Source organism: Massilia aerilata (genome assembly GCF_042656905.1).
In the GTDB taxonomy this organism is placed as follows: Bacteria; Pseudomonadota; Gammaproteobacteria; order Burkholderiales; family Burkholderiaceae_D; genus Telluria; species Telluria aerilata.
Genome location: NZ_JBHSMZ010000016.1, coordinates 164159 through 181615, shown reverse-complemented (window position 1 = coordinate 181615; position 17457 = coordinate 164159). Strand labels below are relative to the sequence as shown.

The window sequence follows — 17457 nt, the reverse complement described above, 5'->3', positions numbered from 1 at the left end:
CCCATCGCCACCTTCGTTCTCGCCCTGTGTGCAGGGCAGGCCGCCATCGCCATGCCGCCCGTCGACCAGGCGACCAGGACCGAGGTCGTGGAGACCCTGGCCGAGCGCATGACCCGGCATTATGTGCTCGCGGACGTCGGCGTCCGCACGGCCGCGACCCTGCGCCAGCGCCTGGCGGGCGGCGCCTACGACGGCATCGGCGACGCCGAAGGCTTCGCGGCGCGCCTGACCGGCGATCTGCAGGAACTCACCCGCGACAAGCATGCCGAAGTCGCCTACATGGCGGAAGAGGAAGGGCCCGACCGCCCGCAGAACCAGGTGCCCCATCCGGCGACGATGGACATCGAGATGCGTGTGCGCGGCATGGAGCGGATGATGCGCGCCGTGAGCAAGCGCCGCTTCGGCTTCCCGGACAGCCGCCGGCTCGCCGGCAATGTCGCCTATGTGCGGATCGACGAATTCCCGGAACCCATCCTCGCCGGGCAGGCGATCGCCGCGGAGATGGGCGCGGTGGCCGATGCGGCCGCTCTGATCCTCGACCTGCGCGAGAACGGCGGCGGCAATCCGGATAGCGTCACCCAGCTGTGCGCTTACCTGTTCGACGACAAGCCGGTGCACCTGAACGACCAGCTCACCCGCGGCATCGGGCGCGTGCTGCCGATGTGGACCCAGCCGGTGGCGAACGACCAGCGCTTCGGCAGCCGCAAGCCGGTGTTCATCCTGGTCGGCAAGGAGACCTTTTCGGCGGCCGAGAACCTGGCCTACACGCTGCAGGCATTGAAGCGCGCGACCATCGTCGGCGTCCCGACCGGCGGCGGCGCGCACGGCGGGCGCGGCTTCCGTCTCAGCGCGCACTTCATCGGCGGCATCCCGAACCGCCAGACGCTCAATTCCGTGACGCACGCGGACTGGGAAGGCAAGGGCGTGCAGCCCGACGTGCGCGTCGGCGAGGCGCAGGCGCTGGAGACGGCGCAGGCGCTGGCGGCGAAGGCCATCGCCGCCGCGCAAACCTTGTAGACTAGGGCGATGGAAAACATGACACCCCTCGCCGTCGTCCAGGCCCAATTGGACGCTTTCAATTCCAAAGACATCGGTGCGCTGATGCGCGCCTACGCGCCGGACGCCGAGCAGTTCGCGCTGCACGGCGAGCGCCTGGCCAGGGGAGCAGAAGAGATCCGCCCGCGCTACGTGGCGCGCTTCACGGAGCCCGACCTGCATGCGCGCCTGCTGTCGCGCACCGTGATGGGGAATTTCGTGACCGACCTCGAACTCATCACCCGCAACTTCCCGGAAGGCGTGGGCACGCTCGAGATGCTGTGCATTTATGAGGTGATCGATGGACGCATCCGGCGCGCTTCCTTTGCGCCCGGCGCAATGACGCTTCTCAATCCGTAAGCGAAGGCACGGACGGCGGCAGGACCTTCTTCGGCGCAGGTGTCTTGTCCTTGTACTCGCACAGGTCGGCGATGATGCAGTTCCAGCACTTGGGCGTGCGCGCCACGCAGGTGTAGCGGCCGTGCAGGATCAGCCAGTGGTGGGCGTCCTGCAGGAACTCCTTCGGCACGAACTTCAGCAGCTTCTGTTCGACCACGTCGACGTTCTTCCCCGGCGCGATATTCGTGCGGTTCGAGACCCGGAAGATGTGGGTGTCGACCGCCATCGCCGCTTCGCCGAAGGCGGTATTCAGCACCACGTTGGCGGTCTTGCGACCCACGCCCGGCAGGGATTCCAGCGCCTCGCGCTCGCGCGGCACTTCGCCGCCATACTGGTTCACCAGGATCTCGCAGGTGGCGATGACGTTCTTCGCCTTGTTGTTGTACAGGCCGATGGTCGAGATATAGGTCTTCAGCTCGTCCAGGCCCAGGTCGAGGATGGCCTGCGGGGTGTTCGCCACCGGGTATAGCCGGCGCGTGGCCTTGTTCACGCCGACGTCGGTCGACTGCGCCGACAGCAGCACCGCAATCAATAATTCGAAGGGCGTGCTGTATTCGAGTTCGGTGGTCGGATGGGGATTCGCTTCGCGGAAGCGCGTGAAGATCTCGTAGCGTTTGGCGGGGTTCATTCGGGCTTTCCCGCGGCCTTCTGGCGTGCGCGCTCGATGGCGGCGGCGATGATGGCGCGCTTGCGCTCCTTCTCGGCCAGCTCTTCGGCGGTATTGGTTTCTTCGGCCGTCACCGCGCGCATTTTTTCGAGGGCCTTGGCGGCCAGGCGCGCATCGTTCTCGTCCTTCTCGCGCTGCAGGCGCTCGCTGCGGAAATCGTGGCGCGCGCGGGCGGCGTCGGCCTGCGCCGGGGACCAGGCATCCCAGCCGGTGCGCTCGCCGTTTGGGTCGTCGCGGTTCGGGACCATGGCGATGCAATCGACCGGGCAGGGCGCCACGCACAGGTCGCAGCCGGTGCAGAGGCTGGGCAGGATGGTGTGCATCTGCTTGGGCGCGCCGAGGATGGCGTCGACCGGGCAGGCCTGGATGCACAGGGTGCAGCCGATGCACAGGCTTTCGTCGATGAAGGCGACCGGGCGCGGGCGCTCCAGGCCGTTGGCCGGATTGATCGGGATGACGGGGCGGCCGGTCACGCTGGACAGCCGCGCGACACCTTCCATGCCGCCGGGCGGGCAGCGGTTGATGTCGGCCTCGCCGCTGGCGATCGCTTCCGCGTACGGGCGGCAGGCGGGGTAGCCGCACTTCGTACACTGCGTCTGCGGCAACAGGTCTTCGATCTGGTCGGCGAGGGTTTTTGTCACGGCGGGTCGAGCAATTTGCGAAACCATCATTATCCGCTAAATGGGCAGGCGCGGCGAAGTCCTACATCTTTAGGTGATGCAACGTACCGAGTGCAGAGGCCGCCTGGTGGTCTACTGGATCCAGGCAATAAACCGACAGGAGGGTCTTATGCAAAAGAAGCACCTCATTATTCCGGCGCTGCTTGCCGCACTGATGGGCGCCAGCACCCCGAGTTTCGCTCAGGACCGCTATCACGGCGACCGTGACCGCAGCGACCGAAACGACGGTTCCCGCTACAGCCAGCGCGACCGAGACAACAAGCGCAACGACGACCGTCATGACGGCCGCCGCGACGATCGCCGCGACGGCTACCAGGCACGCGGCGGCGGCCGCGCCGGCAACGAAGGCTGGGGCGAGGAACGCCGCTGGGATGGCGCGGGTCCGGATCACAGCTTCCGCCGCGGCCAGCGGCTGCCGGAGCGCTACCGCAACCACCAGTACGTGGTGAACAACTATCGGGAACACCATCTGCGGCCACCGCCGCGGGGTTACCACTGGGTGCAGACAGGCGGCGATTATGTGCTGGCGGCAGTAGCTACCGGCATCATCGCTGACCTGATCATCAATCACTGAAACCGAGGGCTGCCCGATGCGGCGGCCCCGGTAGGTGATCCGGAAGCCGCATTGCCATGCACCACATGGCAAGCGGCAATTTGTCGTGAGGAGAACCAATGCGCCGACCACTGATACGCTTGTCTGCCGCCGCCGCGCTGTGCGCGAGCATGCCCGCGTCGGCCCAGCAGGACCCGCAAGCGCGCCAGGAAATCGCCCATCTGCTGGACTTCGTCGCCCAGTCCGGCTGCCAGTTCAACCGCAACGGCAGCTGGCACGACAGCAAGGCGGCGCGCGACCATTTGCAGGACAAATACGCGTACTTGCAGCGCCGCAGTCTGGCGCCGACCACCCAGGCCTTCATCGAACGCGCCGCCTCGGAAAGCAGCTTCAGCCACAAGGCCTACCAGGTCCGCTGCGGCAATGCGCAGCCGATCACCAGCGCGCAGTGGCTGAACGGCGAGCTGGCGCGGTATCGGGCCGCGCAGCCGGACGGGGGGCACGAGTAAAAGATGTGTTCCCGAGCTGCTGGCTCGCGAGTGAAGGTTCTTGCTGTCATTCTCGCTCTATTGTCACAAATCCCTCAAAGTGTCGGATTGGCGACGCTAGCGAGCATATTCTTTCCGTTTGCCACACCACGCAGTCCGGCCTGCGCATCAAGGGCTCTACCGTGCATTGAGCGATATCCATTCCTTCGCGTCGCAACTATTGTCACACATTATCGTCTCGTAGACCTACAGGTTCACCTGCCGGACCTGTTCAACCTCGACGCTTATTGCATCATCAAGCTAGGCTTGTGTATCCAGTAAAGAGTGCCGGGTTGACATGTTCCGTTAGCGCTTTCTTACGCGTTACGTAAAACGTCGCTGCCAAAATGAAGCATCCGCGTTGCTTGGGCGACTAGGAGTTGGTCTCTGCTGGTTTTTCTAATTCGGCTCTTGAGTTCTTGTCGAAAAACCTATGACGGGTCTAAAGCTGGAAATTTTTAAAAGCATTCTATGCAAAAAAGCAACTACAATGTCCTCATGCCCACAAATCCAACAGCCAGATTGTGCACAAGTTCGTGCTGGGCGCGAGCGCATACTTGTATCACGATCTACCACTCATCAGTAAGCGAGTTGATAGAGGGATAGAGTGCTGTAGGCGTGTTAGTGGAAAAAGTAGCGTTTGAGGCACCGGAAAGAAATGAACTTATACGATCAGGTCGAATTTATACAAATTGCCCGTTAGCGGAACTAGCCACTAGTCTTATTTTCACTGAAAAGGGATTGAGCATCAAATGACGATTGCAGCTGCCTGGGTACGTACACTTGAGAGCGGTGCTGAAGAGCTGGTTCTTTGCTCTGACAGCCGGCTAAGCAATGGAAAGCGATTCGACCATTGCCAGAAGACCTTTCGCTTTGCGCGTTCGGACGCCGCGATTTGCTTCGCAGGCGGGACCGATTGGGCCTACCCGATGATCGTAGCGGCAATCAACGCAGCAGACCTCCATCTTCCATCACAAACTCGAGCCTTAGGATTAGCGAAGTTCAAATCGCACATCTTAAATATTCTGAATCAAATGCAGCGCGAAGTGCATAACTTTGTCCGTGGTGAGAACGTTCCCGACGTAACCTTTCTGTTCGGCGGGTACGACTGGTGGAGTAAGGAGTTCAGGATTTGGCGTATTGAATTTGACGAAGCCTCAAACACCTTCAGATCAGACGAACGCTTGGGAAGCAACAAGTTTGGGGGGTTGGGGAAAGTGGAGATAGCGGGCGATCCGGAATGGATTGCCGAGATGCGGACGAACCTCAAAGCACTTGTACAAAGTAGATATGGCAAAGACATGCGTCAGCCCCCATCCGCTAAGTTCAACTTAGAGCCGTTCGAAGTGATACGCGACTTCCTCCAGCAGGCCGATCCCAACGAGAGCATTGGCGGCGCGCCTCAAGCCGTCAAGGTCTACCAATTCATGAACTCAGCGGACGTCGGAATTTTCTGGCCTAATGTCAAAAATGGTAGATTGTTTATGGCCGGCCGTCCGCTCCTTGATTATGAATGTGCAACTATCAAATCCGTTTTAGATCCGCTATCACTCAACTCAACCTGGTCAAATGGAAGTACGGCCGAAGCGAGGGAGCAAGTTCAACGAGGCATTGAGGCTCAACGGATACGTTCAACGGACCAAGATCAGAGTGTACCCGAGAGCACATAAGCAGTCTCCTTGGTCATAGCGAAAAATAAAAAAGGACAATGTCCGCGACTTGAAAGTTGTGGCAATTTGTTATCGTAATTTTAAACTGGTTGGGGAAGTCAATGAACTTAGAAGGTGTTTTTGTTGAGTCCGATGACGAAGCTAATTCGCTTTCGAGCGCGCACGGAACAACCAGTCTTGAAGCCTTAGGTTCTTATAATACGCTGGATTTCGTGGTTCGCCTAAGACCGGACCTCCATCATGTTCTAGAATCTCAGGGTGGTGAGCTTTCTATGCGCGAATGCAAATCTTGGGATGCAGCTCAGGCCTTTTCTACCTATCTCCATGAAACAATTCACTGGTGGCAGCACGCAGGTACTAGCGCCGGGCTCATGTTGAGTTTTTTGCAGCCAGCCCACGCGCACATGAACCGGAATCGTCTCAACGAAGTTTTGGAAAAGCATGGTGCCGTCAAGCCGCTGTTAAGCCTTGCTGAGAAGTTGTTAGATGACGATGACGGTCAAGATGCAGCGCTCAACATTGTTCTCAACAACTGGCACGATTTAGAGTTTTTCCGGAAACTTGTCATTAACCCTGTAGAGCTTGTGGCTAGCGTCACGGAGAATCCTTATTTCATGAGCGTCGGTCACTCCTATCGCATGGCGATTGGAGCCACCAGCTGGCTCATTGCCGCGACGGTAGACCCAAATTATGAAATGCTGCCGCACCCAATAAAATGGGAGGTAGCCATGGACGAGTTGCGCACATCTAAGGTCAAAGGATTCTACCTCGGGTCACCAGTGGACGTTCCACCAATTGGAGCAAGGGACATTTTTGAGGGGCAAGCGCGCTTCTCACAGTTGCAGTACCTCTTTGGAGCTAGTGGAGGCCGTCTTTCGTGGGAGGACATTCGTGGGAGGGGAATGCTAAAAGGGGTGTATGGCCGCGCTTTCGAACTATTTCTAGATTCTGTAGGAGAGGAATGGCCGGCAACGGTTGATGATCCAATCGTAGGGCTCTTTCTTCTCATTTGCGACGTAGCACTTTCCCCATCTGAAGGGCTTTTCTTGCCTATGACTGACCCATCCGCGTTGATATGGTCCACCGATCCGGCATGGCGGTTTCTTTTTCTTTGTGTATGTGCGAAAAATGAAGGAGACGATTTCAAACGGTCAATCATCACTTATAGCTCAGAGGAATATTGGAAAGTAAGCCAACGGCTCAGCGACTTAATATTAAGCCCTAGTCCTAAACAGCTCGCCGAAGCCGTGGTGCACTACGCTGATGAGCACCCCGGATGGAACGTGTTAGTAGAAGAGGACCGGACGTTTCAATACGCTGCGGGAAATTTCCCTATACGGGTACTAATTGGACGTTTCACTCAAATCCAACGTGATAAGCTGGCAGCTCCTCAGTTTTTTTGCTGGCCTGGAATGTGCATGACAAGTTTTCGCCAAGCGCTCGACACTGAGACAGTCGAAGCTTTGTTTGGCGAGCACGCAGCGATTTTTCTGAACCGAGCCGATTTGGATGTTTATCCTAGAGCGGCGCCGGGTAAAGACGAGGTGACACTCCAGCGCCTCTTAGACGATTTTTACATATGGGTTTCTATCTACGAGATGACGCGCCAATGGCTAGTAGATGATGGTCCATTCGAATACGACTATCACTGGTTGACAAGCAAATTTTCCAGCTCTACGATTAAAGAATGGGTGGATAAGCATTTCCAGCTTAGCACAGGCGTGCACCCGGATGCTTTCACAATTTTAAGGTGAGATCGAAAGCTCTAAGAAATATTGCATATTGAAATTGCGAGCTAATTTACCTGCTCGGCACAAACAATTCGATATTCATCTTTTGGACCTAGAGTCTCATATAAATGCCAGCTGGATGCTCTCTTGGTCGAAGACACTTAGTTTCTGCGGCATCGCGCACGGACGAAGAACAGCTACGTATTAATGTCCTTTTTCTACTTTGGCTTGGATTGGACAGTCGAAGCCGGGTGGTACGTAGTCGCTAGCCAAGCAAAACAGCGTCGTAGCATAGACGCATAAAAAATGCCGCGGGTTTCCGCGGCATTTTTCATGGACTCGCCTGAACGGTCAGGCATTCTTGCGAATGAACTCCCCGATCATCGGACAGATGATCTCGCGCCAGCGGCGGCCCGAGAAGATGCCGTAGTGGCCGCACTTCGGCGCCGTGAACTGCTGCTGCTTGTCGGCCGGGACGCCGGTGCACAGCTCGTGCGCGGCGTGGGTCTGGCCGGCGCCGGAAATGTCGTCCAGTTCGCCTTCGATGGTGAACAGGGCCACGTTCTCGATGTCCTGCGGGCGCACCAGCTGGCCGCCGACTTTCCAGGTGCCTTTCGGCAGGGCGAAGTCCTGGAACACGGTCTTGATCGTTTCGAGATAGTACTCGGCCGGCATGTCCAGCACGGCGTTGTACTCGTCGTAGAACTTGCGGTGGGCTTCCGCCGAGTCGTCGTCGCCGCGCACCAGGTGCTGGTAGAACTCGCGGTGGCTCTGGGCGTGGCGTCCCGGGTTCATGGCGATGAAGCCGGCGTGCTGCAGGAAGCCGGGGTAGACCTTGCGGCCGAAGCCCGGATAGTTGCCCGGCACCGCGTAGATCACGGTGTTTTCGAACCACGAAAAGGGCTTTTCGGTGGCCAGGTCGTTGACCGCGGTCGGCGACTTGCGCGGGTCGATCGGGCCGCCCATCATGACCATCGATTTCGGCAGTTTCGGGTCCTTGTTGGTCGCCATCAGCGAGATCGCGGCCAGCACCGGCACGGTCGGCTGGCAGACCGAGATCACGTGCACGTCCGGGCCGAGATGGCGGATGAAGTCCTGCACGTAATAGATATAGTCGTCGAGGTGGAACGGGCCGTCCGCCATCGGCACCATGCGGGCGTCGACCCAGTCGGTGATGAAGACGTCCTGGTCCGGCAGCAGAGCGCGCACGGTATCGCGCAGCAGCGTGGCGTGGTGCCCCGACAATGGGGCGACCACCAGCACGGTGGGCTGCTTGAGCGCGGCGAATTGCGCGTCCGGCATGTCTTTCTTGAAATGCAGGAGCTTGCAGAAGGGCTTGCTGACCGCGGTGCGTTCCATGATGCCGACGGTCTGGCCGTCTATCGTGGTCGAGTTCAGGTCGAAGCCCGGCTTTTCGTAGTCCTTGCCCAGGCGGTACATCAGTTCATAGCCCGCGGCGATACGCTGGGAGAACGGCGTGTGGGCGAATGGCGAGACCGGATTCGAGAACAGTTTGGCAGAGGCGTCGGCCCACTGCATCAGCGGGTTCAGGAAGGAGCGTTGCATCTCGTGCAGTTGATAAAGCATATTATTTCCTTCACATTGCTCTGCTTTTACGAACTTTTTGTTCGGCAGATCAATCAATTATAGGCCAACTGGCTTGGCGTGGGGCAACATGGAATGATGAACGCCATTGAAAAAAATAGTGCGATGCAACATTAGTATCACAGTTCCCCAGGTCCCTTCGGTTAGGTGCCCTACATAAGAAAAATGCCCCGCAAAGGCGGGGCATTTTTTGTCGTACGTCGGTAACGGAACGTTTAGTCGAATACCGGGGTCTCGACGCCGAGGATCTTGTGCAGCTTCGGCGAGGTCGTCGTGTACTGCATGTGGATCTTCTTGTCCGGGAAGATGTAGGGCGCGGCGCCGAAGGCGGCCAGCGCGGCTTCGTGGAAGCCCGACAGGATCAGCTTCTTCTTGCCCGGGTAGGTATTGATGTCACCCACGGCAAAAATACCTGGCACATTGGTTTCGAACTTCTCGGTGTCCACCACCTTCAGCTGCTTGCGCTCGATGTCCAGGCCCCATTCGGCGATCGGGCCCAGTTTCGGCGACAGGCCGAAGAACACCATCAGCATGTCCAGCGGGACGCGGCGGGTGACGCCGTCGGCGCCGGTGACCTTGACTTCGGACAGCTGGCCGTCCTTTTCGTCGAAGCCGGTGACCTGGCCGGTGATCAGCTGCATTTCGTACTCGTCGCACAGCTGCTTCATCTTGGCGACCGACGCCGGGGCGGCGCGGAAGTCTTCGCGGCGGTGCACCAGCACGACCGACTCGGCCTTGCCGACGAAGTTCAGGGCCCAGTCCAGGGCGGAGTCGCCGCCGCCGCAGATGACCAGGTTCTTGCCTTCGAACAGGCTCGGATCCTTGACGCGGTAGTGCAGCTGGGTGCCTTCGAACTTCTCGATGCCGTCGACCTTGATCGTGCGCGCCTGGAAGGAACCGACGCCGGCGGCGATGAAGATGGTCTTGGTGATGAAGCGGGTGCCGGTCGAGGTCTCGACGTTGAAGCGCTGGTCTTCACGGCGCTGGACGGTGGTGACTTCCTGGCCCAGGTGGAAGGTCGGGTCGAACGGCTCGATCTGCTTGAGCAGGTTGTCGGTCAGTTCCTGGCCGGTGCAGACCGGCACGGCAGGGATGTCGTAGATCGGCTTGTCCGGGTACAGTTCCACGCACTGGCCGCCGACGGCCGGCAGCGAATCGATCACGTGGGCTTTGATCTCCAGCAGGCCCAGTTCGAACACCTGGAACAGGCCGACCGGGCCCGCGCCGATGATCACGGCATCGGCTTCGATGGCGCCGGCAAAAGAGCTGTTGGGAGCGATGGTGCCCACTTCCGGGGCAGCACTGATAGTCATGCAGTTATCCTGTTGATGTGGTTCGGCGGACGCGTCTTAGCGGGCCAGTTGGTCCAGCTTTTCCTTGACGTCTTTCCACTCTTCCGCGTCGGGCAGGGCGGGCTTGGTCTTGGTGATCGACGGCCAGTGGCGCGACAGGTCGGCGTTGATCTTGATGAATTGCTGCTGGTCCGACGGCACGTCTTCTTCCGCGTAGATCGCGTTGACCGGGCACTCCGCCACGCACACGGCGCAATCGATGCACTCGTCCGGGTCGATGGTGAGGAAGTTCGGGCCTTCCCGGAAACAATCTACCGGGCATACATCCACGCAGTCGGTATAGCGACAACGGATGCACGATTCGGTGACAACGTGGGTCATAACAGTCCTTAATCAGTGGAAGCGGCGGCGTGTTGGATACAGGGGAGCTCGCCGGACGCGGCAAAGCACTGTATTTTAGGGCAATTCGGCCTTTACGACAAATCAGGCTTATACACAATACACATTAGCAAATGTTGTCAACGGCTGCCGCGCAGGTGTTCAATCAGCGCCTGCCAGCCCGGCGCGGCGCTGCCATCGTCGAACAGGGTCACGGTGCGGCAGCGCCGGCCATCGTCGGCCGTGATTTCCCAATGAATCAGGTCCGCCCCCAGCGGCGAGCCGGGGGCGGCGTGGAAGAAGTCGAGGCTGTCGACCAGGGATTCGATCGCCCGGCCGTCGCGGTGACAGCCGGTGTCGAGTTCGAAGCGCTCGCTGCGGCCGGCAAAGCCGCCGCTGGCGCGGGCCGTGATTTTCATCGCTGCGTCTCGAGCAGTCTCACCGTCACCCCGTCCGCGCCGACCCCGACCGCCGCCACCGCGGCCCCGGCTTCGGTCGCCGCCTGCTCGTCGCCGGCCGGGCCGAAGCGGCCGTGTTCCGCGCACCAGCGCGCCAGCGCCTGGGCCTCGGCATCCAGGATGCGTTCGACGTTGTAGTACTCGGCCAGGTTCATGGTGCCGCAGCAGGCGCGCCGGTCCTGCTTGGCGCCGGGGGCATCCTGCACGCAGGCCGCCAGGCGCAGCCCGGCCGGGTGCGGGCCGGTGAGGGTGGCCGGCACGTCGACCACTTCGCGCTGGGCGAAGCGGTTGCGGATGAAGGTCGTGTACTCAGGCGGCTTGCCGTCCTCGAGGGCCAGGCGCAGCATCTCGTTGGCGACGTCGGCATAGGTGGCGGCCACGTCGGGCGCGGCGATCAGGGCGCGCAGCAGCAGCCCGCGCAGCCAGGCGGCGACCCGGTGCAGCACGCTGGCGCAATCTTCCAGCTCCGGATTGCGCTCGAAGGCGAACATGTCGGCCAGGATGTCGTAGAGCGCGCCGGTGAATACCTGGGAGATGGCGTGGACTTCGGTGCCGGCCTGGCTCAGGGTCAGGTCGTTGTCGGCATTGCGCAGGCCGTTGGTGCTGCCCAGCGCCAGGCCGAACTGCTCGGCGATGTCGGCCAGGAAAGTTTTATCGTGCAGGTGCGCCTTGGTCTGGGCCACCACCGCCTCGCACTGGTCGAGCTGGGACAGGGCCAGGAAGATCGCGGTCAGGTCGCCGAAGGATTCGTGCAGGCCGCCGGTCTGGGGCGGATTGTCGGCCATCAGCCATTGCGGCTTGAGGCCGTCCAGCACCGCGTGGCCGGTCTCGTGCGAGACGATGTCGAAGGAGCGGCAGGTGTACAGGCGCGCCGTCTCGCCGGGCGGGACGAAGTCGCCGAACTTCAGGCAGGACTGGGTCCGGCTGTAATAGGCATTCATCACGTTCGGCAAGCCGTAGGGGTGGACCTGCAGCGGCGCGGTGTCGACGCTGCTGTTCCACTGCCAGGGCAGGGGCATGGCGGCGCCGGCGGTGGACAGGGCGCGCTGGTACATGGTGAGCGTCTGGCGCACCACGGCGTAGGTGTGGACGGCGTCGAATTGCGGCGTGTCCGGCATGGTGACGAAGTCGCCGAAGGCGTTCGGCTCGACCGCCGGGAGGTCGGCGTCGAGCGCGATGGCGATGCGGGCGTCGCGCGGGCCGGCCAGCACCACGCCCGGCAGGAACACCTTGCGGGTGCCGATCTCGGCCACCGAGGGATCCTGCTTCCACATCAGCACGCGCGCGCCGAAGGCATAGGGCAGGGGGACGTCTTCCTGGCCGCCGTTTTCAGCACTGCCGGCACGGCCCGGACCGGCCAAGGGGCGCGGACGGCCCGGCTGGTCGAGCAGCTGGGCTGCCTTGCGGTGCTGGCGATAGGGGGCGGCCGGCATCGGCACGTAGCCGATCGGGGGCTGGTCGGGCGGGCTGTCTCTTGACGTCATGATCACTTCCTCCGGTGGAGCAGGCTGCGACAGGCAGGCTGCAAAGGAAATGGTCGCCCGGCCTTCGGATCGGATATTGATTTGAGTCAACTAGCCAATGCGCGGCACAGCTGGCATCATGGCGGGCTCAGTCGTTTTCGATTCAGGAAGGATGGCCAGGATGGCGGATATCAGCATCACCCAGCAACATCAGCTCGGCGCGGATGCGGCGCGCGCGGCGGCCCAGAAGGTGGCGGACAAGCTGGCGGGGGAATACGGCCTGCAATGCAGGTGGGAGGGCGACGTGCTCCGTTTCGAACGCAGCGGCGTGGAAGGCACGCTGGCGCTGGGCGAAAGCCAGGCCGCGCTGCGCATCAGGCTGGGCATGCTGATGGGCGCTTTCCGCTCCACCATCGAAGCGAAGGTGGCGGAAAGCATGCGCAAGGTGTTTGCTTAAGCCTTGAGGTCTTCGATCAGGTCGACGTACTGCTGCATCGCGTCGTCCTGCGAGGTACCCTGCAGGGCGGCCCAGGCGTCGAACTTGGCGCGGCCGATCATGTCGGTGAAGCCCGGGCGCTCGCCGGTGACGTCGCCGCTCGAGCCCTGCTTGTACAGGGCGTAGATCTTCAGCAGGGTCATGTTGTCCGGACGCTCGGGCAGGTTCTTCGAATCGATTTGTGCCTGGGCGAACTGTTCTTGCAAACTCATGGTGACTCCTTGAATAAAATGGCAATACTTCGGCCATCGTAGGGTGGGCTCCCCGAGCCCACGCGTGGCGCCGGCACGATGCGAACGGGATACGTGGGCACGGAGTGCCCACCCTACGTGGTGTTATTCTGATTACACGCCCAGCAGTTCGACGTCGAAAATCAGCGTCGCATTCGGCGGAATCACGCCGCCGGCGCCGCGCGCACCATAGCCCAGCGCGGCCGGGATGGTCAGGCGGCGCGCACCGCCCACCTTCATGCCCTGCACGCCTTCGTCCCAGCCCTTGATCACATGGCCGGCGCCCAGCGGGAACTGGAAGGGGTCGTTGCGGTCTTTGCTGGAGTCGAACTTGGCGCCCTGGCTGCCGTCGTCGTTGCGCAGCCAGCCGGTGTAGTGCACGGTCACGTACTGGCCGGCCGTGGCTTCCGGACCGTCGCCGACGACGGTGTCTTCGTATTGCAGGCCGGAATTCGTGGTGGTGATGGGCATGGTCTTGTCCTCTTGTTCAGGTGTAAATCACGATTGTAGTCCATGTACCTGTCGATCTGCTACGGCGCTTCTGTTGACGCCTTTTCCACTGTGTTGCGAGGGTGCGCCGAATTCTTCATGAAACCTGTCAACCGCCCTTCGAATACAGACGTTTCCCCGTAGAATAAGAACTTCTTCCACCTCCGGGCTGTCGTCCTCCCATGCTGCGTCGCATCCGTAAGCTTTTTGTCACTGCTCTCTGCCTGTTGAGCGCCGTCCAGGCCGCGCAGGCCAACGTCGTCGTCGTCCTGAATTCGCGTGACGCCACGGTCCAGCTGCTCGACCAGAAAACCGGCGCCGACAACGGCACCTTCGCGGTGGGCAAGGAGCCGCACCACCTGATGGCCACGCCGGACAACAAGTCCGTGATCGTCGCCAGCTCGGTGGGCAACGAGCTGATTTTCCTGGACCCGATCAACGGCAAGGTGCAGCGCCGCGTGACCGACGTGCTCGACCCCTACCAGATCGGCTTTTCGCCGGACCAGAAGTGGTTCGTCTCGACCGCGCTGCGCCTCGACCGCGTGGACATCTACCAGTACGTGAACGGCAACTTCGTGCTGAGCCGCCGCGTGCCGCTGCCGCGCATGCCGAGCCACATCGCCTTCGACGCCGCCAGCACCACGGCCTTCATCACCCGCCAGGGCAGCGACCAGGTCAGCGCGATCGACCTCAAGACCGGCGCCGTCAAGTGGACCCTCGCGGTCGGCAAGCTCCCGGCCGGCATCACCATGACCCCGGACGACAAGTACCTGCTGGTCGGGATCATGGGCAGCGACTACGTCGAGGTGATCGACTGGCGCACGGCAAAGTCGGTCAAGCGCATCAAGACCGGCAACGGCGCCCACAACTTCCGCGCGGTCGGCGACAAGCGCCACGTGTTCGTGTCGAACCGCGTGCAGAATTCGATCAACATCATCGACCAGGTCACGCTGGAGAACGTCGGCATGATCCCGGTGCCGGGCGGCCCGGACTGCATGGAGCTGTCCGCTGACGGCAAGACCCTGTGGGTGACCCAGCGCTGGATCAAGAAGGTGGCGGTGATCGACGTCGCCAGCCGCAAGGTGATCAAGATGATCCCGGTCGGCCGTTCGCCGCACGGCGTGTTCTTCGCCAATTCGGCGCCGAGGATGTGATGCGAGCGCGGCCCGCCAAGGCCGCGGCGGCGCTGCTGCTGGCGGCAACCGTGACAATGCAGGGGGCGAGCGCGAGTTCGCCCGCCGCGGGTGCATGCAAGGGCACCATCTACCTCACTTTCGACACCGGCAGCCAGTCGCAGGCCGCGCTGATCGCCGAGACGCTCGGCAGGCACCACATCAAGGCCACCTTCTTTCTCGCCAACGAGAAGACGGTGCGCGGCGACTGGTCGCTGGATCCCAGCTGGGCCGCCTACTGGAAGGCGAGGGCGGCGGAAGGCCATGCCTTCGGCAGCCACACCTTCGACCATGTTTACTGGAAGCGCGACGAAGCCGGCGGCCGGATCGCCGTCAAGCCCCAGTTCGGCGTCCACGCCGGCAAGCAGCAGACCTGGACCGCCGAGCAGTATTGCGGCGAACTGCGCCGGGTCGACGCGCGCTTCCGCGAACTGACCGGGCGCGGCCTGGACCCGATCTTCCGCGCGCCGGGCGGCCATACCTCGCCAAACGTGCTGGCGGCCGCCAACAGCTGCGGCTACAGCCACGTCGGCTGGGCCCCGGCCGGCTTCTCCGGCGACGAAACCGCCAGTGAGGCTTTCCCCAACGCGCTGCTGCTCAAGCGCGCGCTGGACAAGCTGAAGGACGGCGACATCTTCATGGCCCACATGGGCATCTGGTCGCGCAAGGACCCGTGGGCGCCGGCCAACCTGGAACCCCTGATCAGTGGTCTCGAGCAGAAAGGCTTCTGTTTCGCTACACTGAGAGAGCATCCGGATTACGCTTCTCACTTCAAAAAATGATTCAGCATTTCATCGATTGGTTCGCATTCCTCCAGGGCTGGCTGTTCGAGTCCGTGGTCGAGCCCCTGCTGTTCTATACCGGCCTGGGTGAATACGCCGAGGACGCCTTCGAGGGCGTCGAATGGTTCCTCGCCGGCGCCTGCGAGGTGGCGGCCCTGTTCCTCATCCTGCGGCCGCTCGAGTCCCTGATCCCGGCGCAGAAGATGAGCGACCGCCACGCGCGCTGGAACGACTTCGTCTACACCCTGATCCACCGCCTGGGTTTCTTCACGATGGCGGTATTCTTCACCCTCGACCCCATCATGGACCACGTGGCCGGCGCATTGCGCATGGAGGGCGTGCACCCGTTTAACCTGGAGTCGCTGGTGACCGGCATGAGCCCGCTGGCCAGCTTCCTGGTCTACCTGGTGGTGCTGGACTTCTTCGATTACTGGTTCCACCGCGGCCAGCACAAGTTCCGCTGGTGGTGGGCCCTGCACAGCCTGCACCACAGCCAGCAGAACATGAATCTGTGGAGCGACGACCGGAACCACTTGCTGGACGACCTGCTGCGCGACGTCTACCTCGCCTTCATCGCGCTGGCGATCGGCGTGGCGCCTTCGCAGTACGTGCTGCTGGTGTCGGTCTCGCGCGCCCTGCAATCGCTGCAGCATGCGAACGTGCGCCTGCACTTCGGCTGGCTCGGCGAGCGCCTGCTGGTGTCGCCGCGCTTCCACCGCACCCACCATGCGGTCGGCATCGGCCACGAGTCGAAGGGCCGCGAGCTGGGCGGCTGCAATTTCGGCGTGCTGCTGCCGGTCTGGGATCTGCTGTTCAGGACCGCCAACTTCGCCACCGACTTCCGCGGCACCGGCGTGCGCGACCAGTTCGAGCGCGTCGACGCCGACGGCCGCTTGACCCCGGCACGCGACTACGGCCGCGGCTTCTGGCGCCAGCAGTGGCTGGGCATCGTGCGCCTGGCTGCATCCATTTCGCGCCGGCCAAGAGGCACGGCCTGATGGTGCGCCCGATCGCGATCGCCTACGGCCGCGCGCTGCGCTCGCAGTTCTCGAGCCGCATGCTGCTGCTGTCGGTGGTGCCGCTGCTGCTGTCGCTGGCGCTGTGGGGCAGCCTGCTGTACGCCGGCATGCAGCCGCTGTACGACTGGCTGCAGGACTCCTTCCGCGAATACGGCCTGTTCGAGACCAGCGGCAGCATCCTCTCCACGCTGGGCCTGGGCTTCCTCAAGACCCTGGTGGTGCCGCTGGCGGCCATGCTGGCGCTGCTGCCGCTGATGATCATCACCTCGCTGCTGTTCATCGGCGTGGGGGCCATGCCGGCCATCGCGCGCCATGTCAGCCGCGTGCAGTTCCCGGACCTGGAACGCAGGGAGGGCGGCAGCTTCCTCGGCAGCCTGGGCGTGAACCTGTCCGGCATCGTGGTGTTCGCGCTGCTGTGGATCGTGACCCTGCCCTTGTACGCGCTGGCGCCGATCGCGCTGCTGGTGCAGGCCGTGCTGTGGGGCTGGCTGACGGCGCGCGTGATGAGCTACGACGCGCTGTCCATCCACGCCAGCCTGGAAGAGCGCCGCATCATCGTCGCCACCCGCCGCCGCCAGCTGCTCCTGATCGGCACCGTCTCCGGCCTGCTGGGCGCCTTGCCCGGCGTGGCCTGGATCGGCGGCGCGCTGCTGTCGGTGGTGCTGTTCCCGGTGCTGGCGGTGCTGTCGATCTGGCTTTACCTGATCATCTTCATCTTCACCGGCCTGTGGTTCCAGTACTACTGCCTCCAAGCCCTGGCCGACCTGCGCGCCAAATGACGTCGCCCCGCCAAATGACGTCGACCCGCCAAA

General features: G+C 62.1%; 20 protein-coding genes. 11 read left to right on the top strand and 9 right to left on the bottom strand.

The window, feature by feature from the left end; all coding sequences use genetic code 11:
- Positions 1-51: 51 nt before the first annotated feature.
- Positions 52-1017, top strand: a complete 966-nt coding sequence (locus ACFPO9_RS20245) for a S41 family peptidase (protein ID WP_379774077.1) — start codon at positions 52-54, stop codon at positions 1015-1017.
- 18 nt (positions 1018-1035) lie between these two features.
- Positions 1036-1395: a nuclear transport factor 2 family protein gene (locus tag ACFPO9_RS20240; protein WP_379774074.1), complete on the top strand. Its 360-nt coding sequence runs from the start codon at positions 1036-1038 to the stop codon at positions 1393-1395.
- Here ACFPO9_RS20240 and nth read toward each other — a convergent pair.
- Both nth and rsxB read right to left on the bottom strand, forming a co-directional pair.
- Complete coding sequence (gene nth / locus ACFPO9_RS20235; RefSeq protein ID WP_379774072.1) at positions 1385-2062, bottom strand: endonuclease III; 678 nt, start codon at positions 2060-2062, stop codon at positions 1385-1387. The genes ACFPO9_RS20240 and nth overlap by 11 nt on opposite strands.
- Positions 2059-2769 carry an electron transport complex subunit RsxB gene (gene rsxB, locus ACFPO9_RS20230; RefSeq protein ID WP_379774069.1) on the bottom strand — a complete coding sequence of 237 codons (711 nt, stop codon included), beginning with the start codon at positions 2767-2769 and terminating at the stop codon, positions 2059-2061. Before rsxB ends, nth begins: the two co-directional genes overlap by 4 nt.
- A 121-nt stretch (positions 2770-2890) precedes the next feature.
- Here rsxB and ACFPO9_RS20225 point away from each other — a divergent pair, with 121 nt between their 5' ends.
- From ACFPO9_RS20225 to ACFPO9_RS20210, 4 genes are all read left to right on the top strand, one after another.
- On the top strand, positions 2891-3355 hold the full coding sequence (locus ACFPO9_RS20225; protein WP_379774066.1) for an RcnB family protein: 465 nt from the start codon (positions 2891-2893) through the stop codon (positions 3353-3355).
- 98 nt (positions 3356-3453) lie between these two features.
- Positions 3454-3843, top strand: a complete 390-nt coding sequence (locus ACFPO9_RS20220) for a YfeK family protein (RefSeq protein WP_379774064.1) — start codon at positions 3454-3456, stop codon at positions 3841-3843.
- Between the two features lie 770 nt (positions 3844-4613).
- On the top strand, positions 4614-5531 hold the full coding sequence (locus ACFPO9_RS20215; RefSeq protein ID WP_379774062.1) for a hypothetical protein: 918 nt from the start codon (positions 4614-4616) through the stop codon (positions 5529-5531).
- Positions 5532-5632: 101 nt separating this feature from the next.
- Positions 5633-7285: a hypothetical protein gene (locus ACFPO9_RS20210; protein ID WP_379774060.1), complete on the top strand. Its 1653-nt coding sequence runs from the start codon at positions 5633-5635 to the stop codon at positions 7283-7285.
- Positions 7286-7612: 327 nt separating this feature from the next.
- Here the strand turns inward: ACFPO9_RS20210 and ACFPO9_RS20205 are convergent, their stop codons facing one another.
- The 5 genes from ACFPO9_RS20205 to ACFPO9_RS20185 form a co-directional block, all read right to left on the bottom strand.
- A complete protein-coding gene (locus tag ACFPO9_RS20205) occupies positions 7613-8848 on the bottom strand; it encodes a polyhydroxyalkanoate depolymerase (RefSeq protein WP_379774058.1) in 1236 nt (411 codons plus the stop codon).
- A 233-nt stretch (positions 8849-9081) separates the two neighbouring features.
- The gene (locus ACFPO9_RS20200; RefSeq protein WP_379774055.1) at positions 9082-10179 is read right to left on the bottom strand and encodes an NAD(P)/FAD-dependent oxidoreductase; all 1098 of its coding nucleotides are present in this window, start codon (positions 10177-10179) and stop codon (positions 9082-9084) included.
- 36 nt (positions 10180-10215) lie between these two features.
- Complete coding sequence (gene fdxA / locus ACFPO9_RS20195) at positions 10216-10539, bottom strand: ferredoxin FdxA (protein ID WP_379774053.1); 324 nt, start codon at positions 10537-10539, stop codon at positions 10216-10218.
- A gap of 137 nt (positions 10540-10676) precedes the next feature.
- Complete coding sequence (locus ACFPO9_RS20190; RefSeq protein WP_379774050.1) at positions 10677-10955, bottom strand: protealysin inhibitor emfourin; 279 nt, start codon at positions 10953-10955, stop codon at positions 10677-10679.
- Positions 10952-12478: a gluzincin family metallopeptidase gene (locus ACFPO9_RS20185; protein ID WP_379774046.1), complete on the bottom strand. Its 1527-nt coding sequence runs from the start codon at positions 12476-12478 to the stop codon at positions 10952-10954. Before ACFPO9_RS20185 ends, ACFPO9_RS20190 begins: the two co-directional genes overlap by 4 nt.
- A gap of 160 nt (positions 12479-12638) precedes the next feature.
- Here ACFPO9_RS20185 and ACFPO9_RS20180 point away from each other — a divergent pair, with 160 nt between their 5' ends.
- On the top strand, positions 12639-12914 hold the full coding sequence (locus ACFPO9_RS20180; protein WP_379774044.1) for a polyhydroxyalkanoic acid system family protein: 276 nt from the start codon (positions 12639-12641) through the stop codon (positions 12912-12914).
- On the opposite strand, the gene ACFPO9_RS20175 is transcribed toward ACFPO9_RS20180, so the two are convergent.
- Complete coding sequence (locus ACFPO9_RS20175; protein ID WP_379774042.1) at positions 12911-13165, bottom strand: acyl-CoA-binding protein; 255 nt, start codon at positions 13163-13165, stop codon at positions 12911-12913. The two genes, ACFPO9_RS20180 and ACFPO9_RS20175, sit on opposite strands and share 4 nt — an antisense overlap.
- Before the next feature lie 132 nt (positions 13166-13297).
- The gene (locus tag ACFPO9_RS20170) at positions 13298-13654 is read right to left on the bottom strand and encodes an FKBP-type peptidyl-prolyl cis-trans isomerase (RefSeq protein WP_230020559.1); all 357 of its coding nucleotides are present in this window, start codon (positions 13652-13654) and stop codon (positions 13298-13300) included.
- A 200-nt stretch (positions 13655-13854) separates the two neighbouring features.
- Between ACFPO9_RS20170 and ACFPO9_RS20165 the strand changes: the two genes are divergently transcribed.
- Genes ACFPO9_RS20165 through ACFPO9_RS20150 form a run of 4 tightly spaced genes read left to right on the top strand, consistent with a single transcriptional unit; the run spans position 13855 to position 17424 of the window.
- On the top strand, positions 13855-14826 hold the full coding sequence (locus tag ACFPO9_RS20165) for a YncE family protein (protein WP_379774040.1): 972 nt from the start codon (positions 13855-13857) through the stop codon (positions 14824-14826).
- A complete protein-coding gene (locus ACFPO9_RS20160) occupies positions 14826-15626 on the top strand; it encodes a polysaccharide deacetylase family protein (RefSeq protein ID WP_379774037.1) in 801 nt (266 codons plus the stop codon). The genes ACFPO9_RS20165 and ACFPO9_RS20160 overlap by 1 nt, the downstream gene beginning before the upstream one ends.
- Complete coding sequence (locus ACFPO9_RS20155; RefSeq protein WP_379774035.1) at positions 15623-16624, top strand: sterol desaturase family protein; 1002 nt, start codon at positions 15623-15625, stop codon at positions 16622-16624. The genes ACFPO9_RS20160 and ACFPO9_RS20155 overlap by 4 nt, the downstream gene beginning before the upstream one ends.
- A complete protein-coding gene (locus ACFPO9_RS20150; protein ID WP_379774032.1) occupies positions 16624-17424 on the top strand; it encodes an EI24 domain-containing protein in 801 nt (266 codons plus the stop codon). The genes ACFPO9_RS20155 and ACFPO9_RS20150 overlap by 1 nt, the downstream gene beginning before the upstream one ends.
- Positions 17425-17457: the final 33 nt, after the last annotated feature.

Bases quoted from the DNA above. Each gene is read 5' to 3' on its own strand.
- ACFPO9_RS20165 (WP_379774040.1), top strand. From the start codon at position 13,855: ATGCTGCGTCGCATCCGTAAGCTTTTTGTCACTGCTCTCTGCCTGTTG.
- fdxA (WP_379774053.1), bottom strand. From the start codon at position 10,539: ATGACCCACGTTGTCACCGAATCGTGCATCCGTTGTCGCTATACCGAC.
- ACFPO9_RS20205 (WP_379774058.1), bottom strand. From the start codon at position 8,848: ATGCTTTATCAACTGCACGAGATGCAACGCTCCTTCCTGAACCCGCTG.
- rsxB (WP_379774069.1), bottom strand. From the start codon at position 2,769: ATGGTTTCGCAAATTGCTCGACCCGCCGTGACAAAAACCCTCGCCGAC.
- ACFPO9_RS20245 (WP_379774077.1), top strand. From the start codon at position 52: ATGCCGCCCGTCGACCAGGCGACCAGGACCGAGGTCGTGGAGACCCTG.
- ACFPO9_RS20220 (WP_379774064.1), top strand. From the start codon at position 3,454: ATGCGCCGACCACTGATACGCTTGTCTGCCGCCGCCGCGCTGTGCGCG.
- ACFPO9_RS20225 (WP_379774066.1), top strand. From the start codon at position 2,891: ATGCAAAAGAAGCACCTCATTATTCCGGCGCTGCTTGCCGCACTGATG.
- ACFPO9_RS20175 (WP_379774042.1), bottom strand. From the start codon at position 13,165: ATGAGTTTGCAAGAACAGTTCGCCCAGGCACAAATCGATTCGAAGAAC.
- ACFPO9_RS20215 (WP_379774062.1), top strand. From the start codon at position 4,614: ATGACGATTGCAGCTGCCTGGGTACGTACACTTGAGAGCGGTGCTGAA.
- ACFPO9_RS20210 (WP_379774060.1), top strand. From the start codon at position 5,633: ATGAACTTAGAAGGTGTTTTTGTTGAGTCCGATGACGAAGCTAATTCG.
- nth (WP_379774072.1), bottom strand. From the start codon at position 2,062: ATGAACCCCGCCAAACGCTACGAGATCTTCACGCGCTTCCGCGAAGCG.
- ACFPO9_RS20200 (WP_379774055.1), bottom strand. From the start codon at position 10,179: ATGACTATCAGTGCTGCCCCGGAAGTGGGCACCATCGCTCCCAACAGC.
- ACFPO9_RS20185 (WP_379774046.1), bottom strand. From the start codon at position 12,478: ATGACGTCAAGAGACAGCCCGCCCGACCAGCCCCCGATCGGCTACGTG.
- ACFPO9_RS20155 (WP_379774035.1), top strand. From the start codon at position 15,623: ATGATTCAGCATTTCATCGATTGGTTCGCATTCCTCCAGGGCTGGCTG.
- ACFPO9_RS20240 (WP_379774074.1), top strand. From the start codon at position 1,036: ATGACACCCCTCGCCGTCGTCCAGGCCCAATTGGACGCTTTCAATTCC.
- ACFPO9_RS20170 (WP_230020559.1), bottom strand. From the start codon at position 13,654: ATGCCCATCACCACCACGAATTCCGGCCTGCAATACGAAGACACCGTC.
- ACFPO9_RS20190 (WP_379774050.1), bottom strand. From the start codon at position 10,955: ATGAAAATCACGGCCCGCGCCAGCGGCGGCTTTGCCGGCCGCAGCGAG.
- ACFPO9_RS20150 (WP_379774032.1), top strand. From the start codon at position 16,624: ATGGTGCGCCCGATCGCGATCGCCTACGGCCGCGCGCTGCGCTCGCAG.
- ACFPO9_RS20180 (WP_379774044.1), top strand. From the start codon at position 12,639: ATGGCGGATATCAGCATCACCCAGCAACATCAGCTCGGCGCGGATGCG.
- ACFPO9_RS20160 (WP_379774037.1), top strand. From the start codon at position 14,826: ATGCGAGCGCGGCCCGCCAAGGCCGCGGCGGCGCTGCTGCTGGCGGCA.